General features: G+C 63.1%; 15 protein-coding genes. 7 read left to right on the forward strand and 8 right to left on the reverse strand.

Annotated elements, in window-relative coordinates; translation table 11 throughout:
- Window positions 1-2: 2 nt before the first annotated feature.
- Window positions 3-560, reverse strand: a complete 558-nt coding sequence (locus tag JF542_RS17000) for a nucleotide exchange factor GrpE (protein ID WP_007795650.1) — start codon at window positions 558-560, stop codon at window positions 3-5.
- Between the two features lie 9 nt (window positions 561-569).
- Entirely contained in the window at window positions 570-1,634 is a 1,065-nt protein-coding gene (hrcA, locus tag JF542_RS17005) for a heat-inducible transcriptional repressor HrcA (protein WP_007795648.1), read from the reverse strand.
- Window positions 1,635-1,747: 113 nt separating this feature from the next.
- Here hrcA and rph point away from each other — a divergent pair, with 113 nt between their 5' ends.
- Genes rph through hemW form a run of 3 tightly spaced genes read left to right on the forward strand, consistent with a single transcriptional unit; the run spans window position 1,748 to window position 4,213 of the window.
- Window positions 1,748-2,461 carry a ribonuclease PH gene (gene rph / locus JF542_RS17010; protein WP_007795646.1) on the forward strand — a complete coding sequence of 238 codons (714 nt, stop codon included), beginning with the start codon at window positions 1,748-1,750 and terminating at the stop codon, window positions 2,459-2,461.
- Window positions 2,458-3,069 (forward strand): RdgB/HAM1 family non-canonical purine NTP pyrophosphatase, encoded by a 612-nt coding sequence (gene rdgB, locus JF542_RS17015; RefSeq protein WP_207076718.1) that lies wholly within the window; start codon window positions 2,458-2,460, stop codon window positions 3,067-3,069. Before rph ends, rdgB begins: the two co-directional genes overlap by 4 nt.
- Complete coding sequence (hemW, locus tag JF542_RS17020; protein ID WP_207076719.1) at window positions 3,062-4,213, forward strand: radical SAM family heme chaperone HemW; 1,152 nt, start codon at window positions 3,062-3,064, stop codon at window positions 4,211-4,213. The genes rdgB and hemW overlap by 8 nt, the downstream gene beginning before the upstream one ends.
- Window positions 4,214-4,292: 79 nt before the next feature.
- Here the strand turns inward: hemW and JF542_RS17025 are convergent, their stop codons facing one another.
- From JF542_RS17025 to rho, 6 genes are read right to left on the reverse strand one after another with little or no spacing between them, the layout of a single operon-like run.
- Window positions 4,293-5,201: a ParB/RepB/Spo0J family partition protein gene (locus JF542_RS17025; protein WP_207076720.1), complete on the reverse strand. Its 909-nt coding sequence runs from the start codon at window positions 5,199-5,201 to the stop codon at window positions 4,293-4,295.
- Between the two features lie 25 nt (window positions 5,202-5,226).
- Entirely contained in the window at window positions 5,227-6,036 is an 810-nt protein-coding gene (locus tag JF542_RS17030) for a ParA family protein (protein ID WP_207076721.1), read from the reverse strand.
- Entirely contained in the window at window positions 6,029-6,652 is a 624-nt protein-coding gene (rsmG, locus tag JF542_RS17035; RefSeq protein WP_207076722.1) for a 16S rRNA (guanine(527)-N(7))-methyltransferase RsmG, read from the reverse strand. Before rsmG ends, JF542_RS17030 begins: the two co-directional genes overlap by 8 nt.
- Window positions 6,649-8,517 carry a tRNA uridine-5-carboxymethylaminomethyl(34) synthesis enzyme MnmG gene (mnmG, locus tag JF542_RS17040; RefSeq protein WP_207076723.1) on the reverse strand — a complete coding sequence of 623 codons (1,869 nt, stop codon included), beginning with the start codon at window positions 8,515-8,517 and terminating at the stop codon, window positions 6,649-6,651. The genes rsmG and mnmG overlap by 4 nt, the downstream gene beginning before the upstream one ends.
- A gap of 12 nt (window positions 8,518-8,529) precedes the next feature.
- A complete protein-coding gene (gene mnmE / locus JF542_RS17045) occupies window positions 8,530-9,813 on the reverse strand; it encodes a tRNA uridine-5-carboxymethylaminomethyl(34) synthesis GTPase MnmE (protein ID WP_207076724.1) in 1,284 nt (427 codons plus the stop codon).
- 19 nt (window positions 9,814-9,832) lie between these two features.
- Window positions 9,833-11,104, reverse strand: coding sequence for a transcription termination factor Rho (gene rho, locus JF542_RS17050; RefSeq protein ID WP_207076725.1), 1,272 nt, complete (start codon window positions 11,102-11,104; stop codon window positions 9,833-9,835).
- 537 nt (window positions 11,105-11,641) lie between these two features.
- On the opposite strand from rho, the gene JF542_RS17055 reads away from it, so the two are divergent.
- Genes JF542_RS17055 through dnaQ form a run of 4 tightly spaced genes read left to right on the forward strand, consistent with a single transcriptional unit; the run spans window position 11,642 to window position 14,340 of the window.
- Window positions 11,642-12,241, forward strand: coding sequence for a Maf family protein (locus JF542_RS17055; RefSeq protein ID WP_207076726.1), 600 nt, complete (start codon window positions 11,642-11,644; stop codon window positions 12,239-12,241).
- A complete protein-coding gene (locus JF542_RS17060; protein WP_207076727.1) occupies window positions 12,238-13,068 on the forward strand; it encodes a shikimate dehydrogenase in 831 nt (276 codons plus the stop codon). The genes JF542_RS17055 and JF542_RS17060 overlap by 4 nt, the downstream gene beginning before the upstream one ends.
- Window positions 13,068-13,658, forward strand: coding sequence for a dephospho-CoA kinase (gene coaE / locus JF542_RS17065; RefSeq protein ID WP_207076728.1), 591 nt, complete (start codon window positions 13,068-13,070; stop codon window positions 13,656-13,658). The genes JF542_RS17060 and coaE overlap by 1 nt, the downstream gene beginning before the upstream one ends.
- Entirely contained in the window at window positions 13,651-14,340 is a 690-nt protein-coding gene (gene dnaQ / locus JF542_RS17070) for a DNA polymerase III subunit epsilon (protein WP_207076729.1), read from the forward strand. Before coaE ends, dnaQ begins: the two co-directional genes overlap by 8 nt.
- Window positions 14,341-14,344: the final 4 nt, after the last annotated feature.

The following is a 14,344-nucleotide window of genomic DNA, read 5'->3' on the forward strand; positions in this document are numbered from 1 at the left end:
GATCAGCTCGCCGGCATCGAGCTCACGCCGACCTGCGCGGGGCGCAGCAGCCGGTCGTAGAGATAGAAGCCCTCGGCGGACACCTGGATGATCTCGCCCGCCTTGGTGCCCGGCACCGGAGCCTCGAACATCGCCTCGTGCTGCTGCGGATCGAACTTGTCACCCACCTGCGGCGAGATCGTCGTCATGCCGTGCTTCGAGAAGGTGTTGGTCAGCTCGCGCAGGGTCAGCTCGATGCCTTCGATCAGCGCATCGGCGGCGTTTTCCTCGCGGGCGACGCCAAGGGCGCGGTGCAGGTTGTCATAGACCGGCAGCAGATCGCGGGCGAGACGCGAGCCGCCATATTGCTGCGCTTCGCGGCGGTCCTTGTCGGCGCGCTTGCGCGCGTTCTCGGCATCCGCCAGCGCCCGCATGAACCGGTCCTTGAACTCGTCGCGCTCGGCGCGCAGCGCATCGATCTCCGCTGCCTCGGTGTCGATCTCCTCGGCCTCGTCCGCGTAGGCCTCAGCCTCGGCGGCTTCGATGTCATCGAGAAACTCGTCGTTCTTCGGGTCTGCCATTCTTCACCTCTAGCTCCGCTCGGCAATCAGCTTGCCGACCAGCTGTGCCGTGTAATCCACGATCGGGACGATCCGGCCGTAGTTGAGGCGCGTCGGGCCGATCACGCCCACCGCGCCGATGATCTTACGATCCGCGTTCATATAGGGAGACACCACCAGAGAGGAACCCGAAAGTGAGAAAAGTTTGTTCTCCGAGCCGATAAAAATGCGCACCCCGTCGCCTGTTTCGGCCAGTTCCAGAAATTCAGCGATGTCCCGCTTGCGCTCGAGATCGTCGAACAGGCTGCGGATGCGGTCGAGCTCCTCGGTCTCGGCCTCGGTGCCAAGCAGATTCGCCCGGCCGCGCACGATCAGCCGCGCCGAATTGTCCGCATCGCTCTCCCATGTGGCGATGCCCGCCTCGATCAGGTCGGCGGCCAGCGTGTCGATCTCCTGCCGGCGGTGCTTGATCTGCTCGGCCATCACCCCGCGCAGCTCCGAGAGCGTCTTGCCCTCGATCAGCGCGTTGAGGAAATTCGCCGCCTCCCGCATCGAGCTTGGCGTCTGACCGGGCGGCGGACGGAACAGCCGGTTCTCGACATGGCCGTCGGCAAAGACCAGCACCACCAGCGCCCGGTCATGGCCGAGGCTGACGAACTCGATATGCTTGATCGGCGCCTCGTGCTTGGGCGTCAGCACCAGCGAGGCGCCATGGGTGACGCCCGACAGCGCCGAGCCGACCCGGTCGAGGATGCCGCCCATGTCGTCGCCGCCCGGGCCCAGCGTGGCGTCGAGCTTCTCGCGGTCCGACAGATCAAGGTCGCGCACCTCGAGCAGGCCGTCGACGAACATCCGCAAGCCCAGCTGCGTCGGGATCCGCCCGGCGCTCACATGCGGGCTGTCGAGCAGCCCGAGATATTCAAGGTCCTGCATGACGTTGCGGATCGTCGCCGCCGAGACCTTCTCGCTCAGCGACCGCGTCAGCGTGCGCGAGCCCACCGGCTCGCCGAATTCAAGATAGCTCTCGACGACCTTGCGGAACACCTCGCGCGAGCGATCGTTCATTTCATCGAATAGCTTGTTGCCCTCTTTCATCCGTGCCTCTCCGCGTCCTTGGGCCATTAAAAGCCCCCCCTCCGTGCCGTCAATCGGGGTTGCGGGGATAGCGGGGCACCAGTATCCCGGGCGCAACCGAGAAAGGGACTTCCATGAGACCGTCAGGACGAGATTTAAGCGAAATGCGCCCCGTTTCAATCGAGACGGGCGTCACGAAACATGCCGAAGGATCCTGCCTGATCAAGATGGGCGATACGCATGTGATCTGCACCGCCTCGCTCGAGCCCCGCGTGCCTCCGTTCATCAAGGGCTCTGGCCTCGGCTGGGTGACCGCCGAATACGGCATGCTGCCGCGCTCCACCGGATCGCGGATGCGCCGCGAAGCCACCACCGGAAAGCAAGGCGGACGCACCGTCGAGATCCAGCGCCTGATCGGGCGCAGCCTGCGCGCCGGCGTCGACCGCGTGGCCCTTGGCGAGCGCCAGATCAGCGTCGACTGCGACGTCATCCAGGCTGATGGCGGCACCCGCTGCGCCGCGATCACCGGCGGCTGGGTCGCCCTGCGCCTTGCGGTCAACAAGCTGATGAAGGCCGGCGACGTGATCACCGACCCGCTGATCTCGCCGGTCGCGGCGGTGAGCTGCGGCATCTACGCCGGCCAGCCGGTGCTCGATCTCGACTACCCCGAGGACAGCGAAGCCGGGGTCGACGGCAACTTCATCCTGCGCGGCGACGGCCAGCTCATCGAGGTGCAGATGTCGGCCGAGGGCGCGACCTTCTCGCGCGACCAGATGGGCACCCTGCTCGACCTCGCGGAATCCGGCGTGGCGCAGCTCGTCGAGGCACAGAAGGCCGCCACGGCATGACCCGCAAGTTCGAGGGCAAGAAGCTCCTTGTCGCAACCCACAACCGCGGCAAGCTTGAGGAGATCGCCGATCTCCTCAAGCCCTACGGTGTCGAGGTGGTCGGCGCGGCCGAGATGGACCTGCCGGAGCCAGAAGAGACCGGCACCACCTTCGTCGAGAACGCCCGCATCAAGGCCCACGCCGCGGCACAGGCCACCGGCCTGCCGGCGCTGTCGGATGACAGCGGCATCGCCATCGACGCGCTCGACGGCGCGCCCGGCGTCTACACCGCCGACTGGGCCGAGACCGGCAATGGCCGCGACTTCGTGATGGCCATGACCCGCGCGCATGACGAACTCACCGCCTCTGGCAAGCCCGAGCCCTGGACCGCGCGCTTCTGCTGCACGCTGGTGCTGGCCTGGCCCGACGGCCATGACGAGGTGTTCCCCGGCGTGATGGAGGGCCGCGTGGTCTGGCCGATGCGCGGCGATCACGGCCACGGTTACGACCCGGTTTTCGAACCGCAGGGCTACGACATCACCTTCGGCGAGATGGACCGCTGGGAGAAGAACAAGATCAGCCACCGCGCCGATGCCTTCGCCAAGTTCGTGACGGGCTGTTTTGGCTGAGACCTGGAGAGACGGAGGCTTCGGCCTCTACGTGCACTGGCCGTTCTGCGAGGCCAAGTGCCCCTATTGCGACTTCAACAGCCATGTTGTGTCGCACGTGGATCAGACCCGCTGGGCCGCGGCACTGGTCAGCGAACTCGCCCGCTACGGTCGCCAGACCGAGGGGCGGGTTCTGCGCTCGATCTATTTCGGCGGCGGCACCCCCTCGCTGATGGCCCCCGAGACCGTGCGCGCGGTGCTTGATGCCTCGCGCGATCACTGGGCCTGGGCCAATGACATCGAGATCACCCTCGAGGCCAATCCCCGCTCGGTCGAGATCAACAAGTTCGAAGGCTTCGCCATGGCAGGCGTCAACCGGGTCTCGCTCGGGGTTCAGGCGTTGCGGCCTGACGATCTGCGCCGCCTCGGTCGGTTGCACGACGTGGACGACGCGGTGCGCGCGCTAGAGATCGCCAAATCGACCTTCAACAGGGTCAATTTCGACCTGATTTACGGCCGGCAGGGTCAGAGCCTGTCCGACTGGGAGGTCGAACTGCGCGAGGCGCTCGACCTCGCCGCCGATCACCTCTCGCTCTACCAACTGACGATCGAGGAAGGCACCGCCTTCTGGGATCGCGCGCAGGCCGGAAAGCTGCGCGATCTGCCGAGCGAGGATCTTGGCGCCGACCTCTACCTCGCCACGCAGGAGATCTGCGAAGCGGCCGGAAAGCCGGCTTACGAGGTCTCGAACCACGCCGGTGACGGCGACGAGTCGCGGCACAATCTGGTCTACTGGCGCGGCGGTGACTACGTCGGCATCGGCCCCGGCGCGCATGGCCGGGTGACGGTCAACGGCCAGCGGAACGCCACCGTGGCGCGCCGTGCGCCCGGCGACTGGATCAAGGCCGCCGAAGCCGGATCTGCCGATCTGGAGGTGGAGTCCCTGACGCTTCAAGATGTCTGGGCAGAATACCTCATGATGGGGTTGCGACTTAGCGAGGGCCTAGATCTCGAGCGTGCGCGGATAATTGACCCCAAGCGCACCGACGCACTGTCTCTCGACCCGCTTGTTGAACTTGGCCTGATCTGGCGCAATGAGGCGCGCTTCGGCGCCACGCAACAGGGCCGGATGCTTCTCAACACGCTCACCGCTGAGCTTCTCTGATCTCACATCGCCTCTATCAGACATGAAAAAGCCCCGGCGCCATTCGGCCCGGGGCATTTCTCTTATCGCGTGCCGCCTCTCAGCGCGATGCGCTGAGGACCATGCAGAGCGTATCGAGCTCTTCGAGGCTCTCGTAGGAGATCGTGAGCTTGCCGCCCTCGGTGCCCGGCTTGTGAGCCACCGACACCTTCATGCCAAGCGCCGCTGAAAGGTCACCCTCGAGCGCGCGCGTGTCGGCATCCTTCTCCACCTCTTTTGGCGCAGCGCTCGACACCTTTGGCCGTTTCGGCTCTGATGCAGTGCGAACCAGAGCCTCCGCCTGCCGGACCGACAGTTTCTTGGTGATGATCTCGCGCGCGATGGCGTCGGGGTTTTCCGCCGTAACCAGCGTGCGCGCATGACCGGCGCTAAGATCGCCATTGCGCACGTAATCCTGAACGCTGTCCGGCAGGTTCAGCAGGCGCAGAAGGTTCGCAATATGGCTGCGGCTCTTGCCAAGCGCCTCGGCGATCTTCTCTTGCGTATGGCCAAACCGGAACATCAGCGCCTTGTAGCCCGCCGCCTCTTCGATCGCGTTCAGGTCGGCGCGCTGAATGTTCTCGATGATGGCAATCTCGAGCGTTTCCTGGTCATCGAGCTCGCGCACCAGGACCGGCACTTCGTGCTGCTTCGCCATCTGCGCGGCGCGCCAACGGCGTTCACCGGCGACGATCTCGAACTGACCTTCCGCCCCCGGCGCCGGGCGCACGATGATCGGCTGGATGATGCCCTTGGTCTTGATCGACTCCGACAGCTCCTGCAGCTGTTCGGGCGTGAAGGTGCGGCGGGGCTGATCCTTGTTCGGGACCAGGCTTTCGATTGGGACCATGCGGTCCGGGGTCTTCGGCGTCATGCTTTCCTGCTCGCGGGCAGGTGCAATATCGACATCCGACATCAGCGCGGACAACCCGCGCCCCAGACCCCGGCGTGCTTCCTTTTTCTCTGCCATCTCTGCTCTTTCTTCTTTTCTGGTCTCAGGCGGCGAGCCGCGCGTCTTTGCGCAGCAACTCATCGGCAAGCTCGCGATAGGCGGCTGCGCCCTTCGACTGGCTGTCGTAATTCAGCACCGACATGGCGTAGGACGGCGCTTCGCTGACACGAACGTTCCGCGGGATCACGGTCGAAAACACCAGATCTCCGAGATTGTCGCGCGCGTCATCTTCGACCTGCCGCGACAGGTTGTTGCGCGCGTCATACATGGTGAGAAGCACGCCTTCGATCCGCAGATCCGGGTTCGCGCTCTGCCGGATTTCGCGCACGGTCAGCATGAGTTGCGACAGGCCCTCCAGCGCGAAAAACTCGCTTTGCAGCGGCACCAAAACCGAATGCGCGGCAACCATCGCGTTGACCGTCAGCAGGTTAAGCGAAGGAGGGCAGTCGATCAGCACGTAATCGAACCCGAACTGGTCAATCTCGGTCTGGCGCAGAGCGTCGTGCAGTAGAAAGCTACGCTTCTCGTTCGAAACCAGCTCGATATCCGCCGAGCTGAGGTCCACGGTCGCCGGGATCAGATGAAGGTTCTCCTGATCCGTCGGCAGGATCGCATCTTCGAGCGCGACATCATCGAGCAAAAGTTCATACGTCGTGTATTGGCGGTCATCAGGCTCGATCCCGAGACCGGTCGACGAGTTCCCCTGCGGATCAAGGTCGACAACCAGGATCTTGAGCCCTTTTTCGGCCAATGCGGCGCCAAGATTGATCGTCGTCGTGGTCTTTCCGACGCCGCCTTTCTGGTTGGCGATGGCGATAATCTTGGGGGCACGAGGCCGCGACGGATCAGACATGTGTCAGCTCTCCGATGGTCAGGACGACTGCATTTGGATCTGTAATGCTTGTACGCTGTGCGAGATCGAACTTCCACGATTCCCGCGCCGCGGCGACTTCTTTTTCCCAGTTTGCACCTTTCAGGAACACCCCCTGCCCTGTCGGCGCGAGGTGACGCTCTGCGAAAGACAAAAGCGTCGGAAGGTCTGCCAACGCACGGGCGCTCAGAAAATCCGCTTCCAACGGCGCGAGCTGTTCGATCCGCGCGACCTTTACATCGGCGCTCACCCCCGTCTCGCGCAGGACCGATCGCAGAAAAACGGCCTTGCGCTGATCGGACTCGACCAGCGCAACCTTCATTTCGGGTGCGAGTTCATGGGCTAGGATCGCGACCACAAGGCCGGGAAAGCCGCCCCCTGCCCCAAGATCGGCCCAGAGACCGGTATCCTGCTTCCGCAGACCAAAAACCTGCGCCGAGTCGATGATATGGCGATTCCAGCCGTCCGACAGCGTGCTCTTGGCGACGAGATTGATCTTCGGAGACCACTTCTCGAGCATCGATGCAAAATGGTGAAGCCGCTCTTGTGTTTCACGTGAAACATCGAGCTCTGGCAGACGCGCGTCGAGAAGGCTCATGCCGATTTTGCCTGTCCATGCCGGCGAAGTCGAAGAAGCAAGAGCGACAGTGCCGCTGGCGTCATGCCGTCAACCTTCGCCGCCTGGGCCAGATTTTCCGGACGCGCGAGCGATAGCTTGTGCTTCAGCTCATTCGAAAGCCCTTCCACCGCGGCAAATTCAAACCCCCGCGGGATGGTCATCGCCTCATCGCGACGCAGGGCATCAACGTCTTTCTGCTGCCGGGCAATGTAATTCGCGTAAAGCGCATCCCGTTCAAGCTGCTGCGCGATTTCTGCGTCCATGCCTTCGAAGGCAGGTTCGCCGGCCACAAGCGTCTTCATGGTGACATCGGGAAACGCTAGGAGCTGAAAACCATTGCGCTTCTGACCATCCGGAGACACCCGGATCCCCATCGTTCCAAGATCCTTCGGCGCAAACTGACGGGATTCAAGCAGTTCTCGACCAGAGGACAGCTTTTCGAGCTTTTCACTGAACGCAGCACGCCTCTCTTCAGAGATGCAGCCCAGTTCAATGGCGCGGGGCGTCAGACGCTGGTCCGCATTGTCGGCCCGCAACGACAGACGGAACTCGGCACGCGACGTGAACATGCGGTAGGGCTCGCTCACGCCCCGCGAGGTCAGATCGTCGATCATCACGCCGATATAGGACTCCGAGCGCCCAAAATGAACACTCCCCTGCCCCAATGCGTCCATCGCGGCGTTCAACCCTGCCACCAGACCTTGCGCCGCGGCCTCTTCGTAGCCCGTGGTCCCATTGATCTGCCCCGCGAGGAACAGCCCGCCGACATTCCGGACTGCAAGCCGCAGGTCTAGCGACCGCGGATCTACGAAATCATACTCGATCGCGTAGCCCGGCTGCAGGATCTCAGCACGTTCAAGACCGAAGATCGAGCGCACGTAATCGAGTTGAACCTCTTCGGGAAGCGAGGTCGAGATACCGTTTGGATAGATCGTATGATCGTCCAACCCCTCGGGCTCGAGAAAGATCTGGTGCGAGGTTTTGTCGGCGAAGCGCACGACCTTATCCTCGATCGACGGGCAATAGCGCGGCCCGACACCTTCGATATGCCCTCCATACATGGCGGAGCGATCAAGGTTGTCGCGAATGATCTCGTGCGTGCGCTCGTTCGTGTGGGTAATGCCACAGCTGATCTGCCGCGCGGCAGGCGCCTGGGACAGAAACGAGAACAGCACCGGCTCTTCATCGCCCGGCTGCTCTTCGAGCTGCGACCAATCGATGGTGCGCCCATCGAGCCGCGGCGGCGTGCCGGTTTTCAGGCGCCCAAGCTCAAGCCCAAAATGGTCGATCCGCTCGGCGAGCCGGACGGAAGGGCGATCCCCCATGCGCCCACCGGGGCGGCTTTTGTCCCCAATATGGATCACGCCACGCAGGAAGGTGCCCGTGGTCAGGACAACGGAACCGCAGCGCAGCTCCGAACCATCGTCCAGGACCACGCCCTCGACCGTGTCGCCAGACATCATCAGGTCGACGACTTCGCCTTGGACGATGGTGAGATTTGGCGTGGCCTTCATCTCACGCAGCATCGCTTCGCGATAGAGCTTGCGATCCGCCTGGGCACGTGGTCCTTGCACGGCTGGGCCCTTGCGACGATTCAGAAGGCGGTATTGAATACCAGCCTGATCTGCCACGCGGCCCATGACGCCATCAAGCGCATCGATCTCGCGCACGAGATGGCCTTTTCCAAGCCCTCCGATGGCAGGATTGCAGGACATGACGCCAATTCCGGCCTCGGTCAGAGTCACCAGTGCGGTCCGTGCCCCCATGCGCGCAGAGGCCGACGCGGCATCCGAGCCCGCATGTCCGCCGCCCACGACGACAACGTCGAAATCACGATGTTTCACGTGAAACACTCCTCACTTACCGATGCAGAAGCTTGAGAAGATCTCGTCTAGCAGATTCTCAACGTCGATGCGACCGATCAAAAGTTCGAGCGCGCGGATTGCCGCCCGAATCTCCTCGGCCGCCAGGTCATAGCTGTCCGGACCGCGCGAAAGTAGAGATTTGGCGTCTTCCAGCGCAATACGACCTTCAAGGAAGGCCACGCGATGACGTTCCCGCGTTGCCAGCCCCGCCGCTTGGACCTTGTCGGACAGGCGTTCGCCAATCTCGGAAATCAGCGCATCAAGCCCCTGCCCCGTCTTGGCAGAAATGCCCTCGGCCTCTCCGGCAAGATCAGCTTTGGAGCGCAACACGATGTCGCTGTCCGACACGTCAAAGTCCGGCATACCGCGTTCGTCGCTCAAGATCACACGCAGGTCAGACGTCACGGCGCGATCACGCGCCCGCGCGATGCCGATCTTCTCGACGGGATCCTGCGTCTCCCGCAGCCCCGCCGTATCAAGAAGCGTCACCGGGAGCCCGGCAATCTCCATGCGCACCTCGATTACGTCACGCGTCGTGCCAGCAATCTCGGAGGTGATCGCCGCATCGCGACCTGCCAGCGCATTGAGCAAGCTCGACTTGCCGACATTCGGCGCCCCTACGATGGCAACCTCGAAACCGGTGCGGATCCGCTCGGCCCCCTCCATGCCACGGATTTCGCGATCCAGCCCGGCGATCACCCGTTCGAGGAACTCCCGAACCTCGCCTGACACGTCGACCGGAACCTCTTCATCGGCGAAATCGATGGTGACCTCGAGCAGAGACGCCGCGTGGACGAGATCGCGACGCCATTCTTCGACGCGCTCGCCCAAAGCACCGGCAAAAACCCGGAGCGCCTGGACGCGCTGGCTTTCGGTCTCGGATTCGATGAGATCCGCCAAGGCTTCGACCTGGGTCAGATCAAGCCGGTCATTCTCGAGCGCGCGCCGGGTGAATTCACCAGCCTCAGCCATGCGAAGGCCGTCCATCTCTTCGAGCTCACGCAAGACAGCGCGCTGAATGGCAACGCTGCCATGAACGTGGAATTCCGCGACAGCCTCGCCGGTAAAGCTCGCGCCCTTGGAAAAAAGCAGAACCAGCGCCTCGTCGAGCACTTGACCGGCGCGGTCCTTCAACCGGCGCAGCACAGCTTCGCGAGGTTTCGGCAGCGCACCCGCCAATTGCTCCGCCGCCCGCCAGGCAGACGGGCCGGAAACACGGATGACCGCTACGCCGGCCTTACCCGGCGCACTTGCAAGCGCAAAGATGGTGTCCAAACCTGCCTCCCGGCCGGCGTCAGCTGTTCATCGAGTCGAAGAATTCCGAGTTCGTCTTGGTCTGCTTGAGCTTCGAAAGCAGGAACTCGATGGCGTCGGTGGTGCCCATCGGGTTGAGGATCCGACGCAGCACGAAGGTCTTCTGCAGATCGACCTTGTCGATGAGCAGATCCTCTTTCCGGGTGCCCGACTTGAGGATGTCGATCGCCGGGAAGACGCGCTTGTCCGCGATCTTGCGATCCAGCACGACCTCCGAGTTGCCGGTGCCCTTGAATTCTTCGAAGATCACTTCGTCCATGCGGCTGCCGGTGTCGATCAGGGCGGTCGCGATGATGGTCAGCGAGCCACCTTCCTCGATGTTCCGCGCCGCACCGAAGAAACGCTTCGGGCGCTGCAGCGCGTTGGCATCGACACCACCGGTCAGAACCTTGCCCGAAGACGGCACGACGGTGTTGAAGGCACGGCCAAGTCTTGTGATCGAGTCAAGAAGGATCACAACATCTCGTTTGTGTTCCACAAGGCGCTTGGCCTTTTCGATAACCATTTCCGACACTGCCACGTGGCGCGTCGCCGGTTCATCGAAGGTCGAGGAGACAACCTCGCCCTTCACCGACCGCTGCATGTCGGTGACTTCCTCGGGGCGTTCGTCGATCAGCAGGACGATCAGGAAGCACTCGGGGTGGTTTTTCTCGATCGAGGTGGCGATATTCTGCAGCAGAACCGTCTTACCGGTCCGCGGCGGCGCCACGATCAGCGAGCGCTGGCCCTTCCCGATCGGCGACACGAGGTCGATGATCCGGGCGGAGCGATCCTTGATGGTTGGATCCTCGATCTCCATCTTCAGCCGCTCATCTGGATAGAGCGGCGTCAGGTTATCGAAGGCAACCTTGTGACGGGCGCGCTCGGGATCTTCGAAGTTGATCTTCGAGACATCAACCAGAGCGAAGTAGCGCTCTTCGTTGTCTGGCGCGCGAATTTCGCCTTCGATGGTGTCGCCGGTGCGCAGCGAGTATTTCCGGATCATCTCGGGCGACACGTAGATGTCGTCGGGACCGGGCAGATAGTTCGCTTCCGGCGAGCGCAGGAAGCCAAAACCGTCCTGGAGCACCTCGAGAACGCCGTCACCGCAGACTTCCCAGCCTTCATCCGCCCGCTCGCGCAGGATCTGGAACATCATCTCGCCCTTGCGCATGGTCGAGGCGTTCTCGATCTCGAGCTCCTCGGCCATCGAGAGCAGATCCTTGGGGCTCTGCGCCTTGAGGTCAGAGAGGTTGAGCGTTTCGCTGCTCATGCTGAATCCTTTCGGGCCAAGCGTATTCGTCGGCCTCAAAACTGTCTTTCTCTGGGAAGTGATCAGCCCGGACGGGCGTCGGACTCGGATTTAGCCATCGCCGCGCGATGAGTCAATCTTGCTGAGAGATCGAGGGCGCGAGGTGGGGGCCTCCCTTATCTCAAGAAAGAAAGAGAAAGGATGATTTTGGTTTAGGCCCCCTCGAGTCCGGTGGATTATTGAGTTCTCTCAAAGTTTTCCCGATCTGCACGGCCTGTGGATAAGATTGTGGGGCGCGATACGAGAAGTGCGCAAACTAAGCGGAATTATCGTTCATAAACATGATCTTGTTTGAAAGATACGGTCTCGGGAAAACTTTGGGACAGGCCGGGGAGCACGGGGTACATCCCCAAAGGCGAGTTATCCATGCCCACAGACTCAGGAATCACCCCGGGGCGCCGTGAAACGGCCGGGTTTTCCCCGTGCTTGCATGTCGGAGGGATTTTCCTCAGAACCATCCCCCGACAAGACCCCAAAGCTTTCGACAGGTTTTTCCACATGACTCTGCCGTTCATCCTGGCCTCCGGGTCCGAAATTCGGGCCGAGCTGCTGCGGAAAGCGGCGGTTCCGCACCGAATCGAGCCCGCGCGCGTTGATGAATCCGCCATCCGCGACTCACTGGCGACCGAAGGTGCCTCGCCGCGCGACGTGGCGGACGCGCTGTCGGAGTATAAGGCGCGCCGCGTGTCGCAGAAGAACCCCGGCGCCTTCGTTCTGGGCTGCGATCAGGTCCTCGCGCTGGGAAAAGAGGTGTTCGCCAAGCCCGAAACGCCTGACGCGTGCCGCGAACAGCTCATCCGGCTGCGCGGGGAGCGTCATCACCTCTATTCCGGTGCCGTGATCTACCAGGACGGCGAGCCGATCTGGCGTCATGTGGGCGTCGCTCGTCTGGTGATGCGCGATTTCTCGGACGCCTATCTCGACGATTACATCGCCCGGAACTGGGACAGCGTGCGCCACTCTGTCGGCGGCTACAAGCTCGAGGAAGAGGGCGTGCGCCTCTTCGCCCGCATCGAGGGCGACCATTTCACCATTCTCGGGCTGCCGCTGCTCGAGCTCATCGCCTTTTTGCAGGTCCGGGAGATCATTGCCGCATGACCGACACGCGAATTCCACTGGCCGGGGTCATCGGGCACCCGGTTGCGCATTCCCGCTCGCCGCTTTTGCACGGCCACTGGCTCAAGACCTACGGGCTTCAGGGTCACTACATTCCGATGGATATCGCGCCGGACAAGCTCGAGACCGCCTTCCGCACCCTGCCCGATCTGGGGTTTGTCGGCGTCAACGTCACCATTCCCCACAAGGAGAAGGTGATGGAGATCGCGGATCTGGTCTCGGACCGGGCGACGCTGATCGGCGCCGCGAACACGATCATCTTCCGCAAGGACGGCAAGATCCACGCGGACAACACCGATGGCTACGGATTCATCGAGAACCTCCGCCAAGGCGCGCCGGGATGGGATCCGCTGGCCGGACCGGCGATGGTTCTGGGCGCAGGCGGGGCCGCGCGGGCGGTGATCGCCTCGCTGCTCGAGGTCGGCGTGCCCGAAATCCGCATTTCGAACCGCACCCGCAACCGCGCCGAGCAGCTGCGCGAGGAATTCGGCGCGCGGATCCGCGTTGTCGAATGGGTTCAGGCCGGAAACGCGATGGACGATGCGGCTCTGGTGGTGAACTCGACCTCGCTGGGCATGGTCGGCAAGCAGGAGCTTCGCGTGCCGCTTGACGGGTTGCAGCCCGGGACCGTGGTCACGGATCTGGTCTATACGCCGCTTGAAACCCGTCTCTTGCGGGTGGCACGCGAGCAGGGCTGTACCTGCGTCGACGGTCTGGGGATGCTGATCCATCAGGCGGTGCCCGGGTTCGAGCGTTGGTTCGGCAAGCGCCCAGAAGTCGACGACGCGACCCGCGCCGCGATCCTGTGATGCGCTTCCTTCTCGGTCTCACCGGCTCGATCGGCATGGGCAAATCAACGACGGCGGGCTTCTTTGCCGAGCAAGGCTGCGCCGTGTGGGATGCGGATGCGGCAGTGCATCGGCTTTATTCCGAAGGCGGCGCCGCGGTGGCGCCGATGCAGGCGGAGTTTCCTGGCGCGATCGAGGACGGTGCGATCTCGCGCGACCGGCTGCGCGCGATCATCGCCGAGGATCCGACCGCCCTGCCCCGGATCGAGGCCATCGTGCACCCGTTGGTGCAGAAGGACCGCGCCGATTTCATCGCCGCGCATCCCGACCGTATCGTGGTGCTTGACGTGCCGCTGCTCTTCGAGACCGGCGGAGATGCCGCGATGGATGCCGTCGCATGTGTCTCGATCCCGCCTGATCTTCAACGCGAGCGGGTTATGGCGCGCGGCAGCATGAGTGCCGAGGATCTCGAGCGGATCCTTGCGCGCCAGATGCCGAATGATGAAAAATCCGCCCGGTCGGATTATGTCATCGAAACCGACACGCTTGAGCACGCCAAGGCTCAGGTGCAGGCTGTGATGCAGGATATCGAAAGGCGGCGACATGCGTGAGATCGTACTCGACACCGAAACCACCGGTTTCGAGCCGGAAACCGGCGACCGGATCGTCGAGATCGGCGCGGTGGAGCTCTACAATCACGTGCCCACCGGCAAGACCTACCACCAATACATCAATCCCGAACGCTCGATGCCGCAGGAGGCGTTTGAGGTGCACGGGCTGGGCGACGATTTCCTGCGTGACAAGCCGCTTTTCGCACAGATCGTCGACGAGTTTCTCGAATTCATCGGCGATTCGAAGCTGGTGATCCACAATGCCACCTTCGACGTCAAATTCCTCAACGCCGAGCTCGGCTGGTCGAAGCGCCCTCTCCTGCCGAAGGATTGCGCCGTCGATACGCTGGCCATCGCGCGGCGCAAGTTTCCTGGCTCGCCGGCTTCGCTCGACGCGCTCTGCCGGCGGTTCGGCATCGACAACTCGTCGCGGACGCTGCACGGCGCGCTGCTGGACAGTGAGATCCTGGCCGATGTCTATCTCGAGCTGATCGGCGGCAAGCAGCCCGATCTGGTTCTCAGCCCGGTGCGCCAGGGCGGTGGATCCGATGGCGGCGATGACAACTGGCGTCCGCAGCGCCGGCCGGAGCCGCTGTCGCCGCGGATCACCGACGAAGAAAAGGCGGCTCACGCCGCCTTTGTCGAGAAACTCGGAGAGGCCGCGCTCTGGTCGCGCGGCTGAACGA

The sequence above is a fragment of the Salipiger bermudensis genome (assembly GCF_017309175.1).
GTDB lineage: Bacteria > Pseudomonadota > Alphaproteobacteria > Rhodobacterales > Rhodobacteraceae > Salipiger > Salipiger bermudensis.

Bases quoted from the DNA above. Each gene is read 5' to 3' on its own strand.
- rdgB (WP_207076718.1), top strand. From the start codon at position 2,458: ATGACCCGCAAGTTCGAGGGCAAGAAGCTCCTTGTCGCAACCCACAAC.
- JF542_RS17025 (WP_207076720.1), bottom strand. From the start codon at position 5,201: ATGGCAGAGAAAAAGGAAGCACGCCGGGGTCTGGGGCGCGGGTTGTCC.
- rph (WP_007795646.1), top strand. From the start codon at position 1,748: ATGAGACCGTCAGGACGAGATTTAAGCGAAATGCGCCCCGTTTCAATC.
- JF542_RS17030 (WP_207076721.1), bottom strand. From the start codon at position 6,036: ATGTCTGATCCGTCGCGGCCTCGTGCCCCCAAGATTATCGCCATCGCC.
- JF542_RS17060 (WP_207076727.1), top strand. From the start codon at position 12,238: ATGACCGACACGCGAATTCCACTGGCCGGGGTCATCGGGCACCCGGTT.
- coaE (WP_207076728.1), top strand. From the start codon at position 13,068: ATGCGCTTCCTTCTCGGTCTCACCGGCTCGATCGGCATGGGCAAATCA.
- hrcA (WP_007795648.1), bottom strand. From the start codon at position 1,634: ATGAAAGAGGGCAACAAGCTATTCGATGAAATGAACGATCGCTCGCGC.
- rsmG (WP_207076722.1), bottom strand. From the start codon at position 6,652: ATGAGCCTTCTCGACGCGCGTCTGCCAGAGCTCGATGTTTCACGTGAA.
- rho (WP_207076725.1), bottom strand. From the start codon at position 11,104: ATGAGCAGCGAAACGCTCAACCTCTCTGACCTCAAGGCGCAGAGCCCC.
- JF542_RS17055 (WP_207076726.1), top strand. From the start codon at position 11,642: ATGACTCTGCCGTTCATCCTGGCCTCCGGGTCCGAAATTCGGGCCGAG.
- JF542_RS17000 (WP_007795650.1), bottom strand. From the start codon at position 560: ATGGCAGACCCGAAGAACGACGAGTTTCTCGATGACATCGAAGCCGCC.
- dnaQ (WP_207076729.1), top strand. From the start codon at position 13,651: ATGCGTGAGATCGTACTCGACACCGAAACCACCGGTTTCGAGCCGGAA.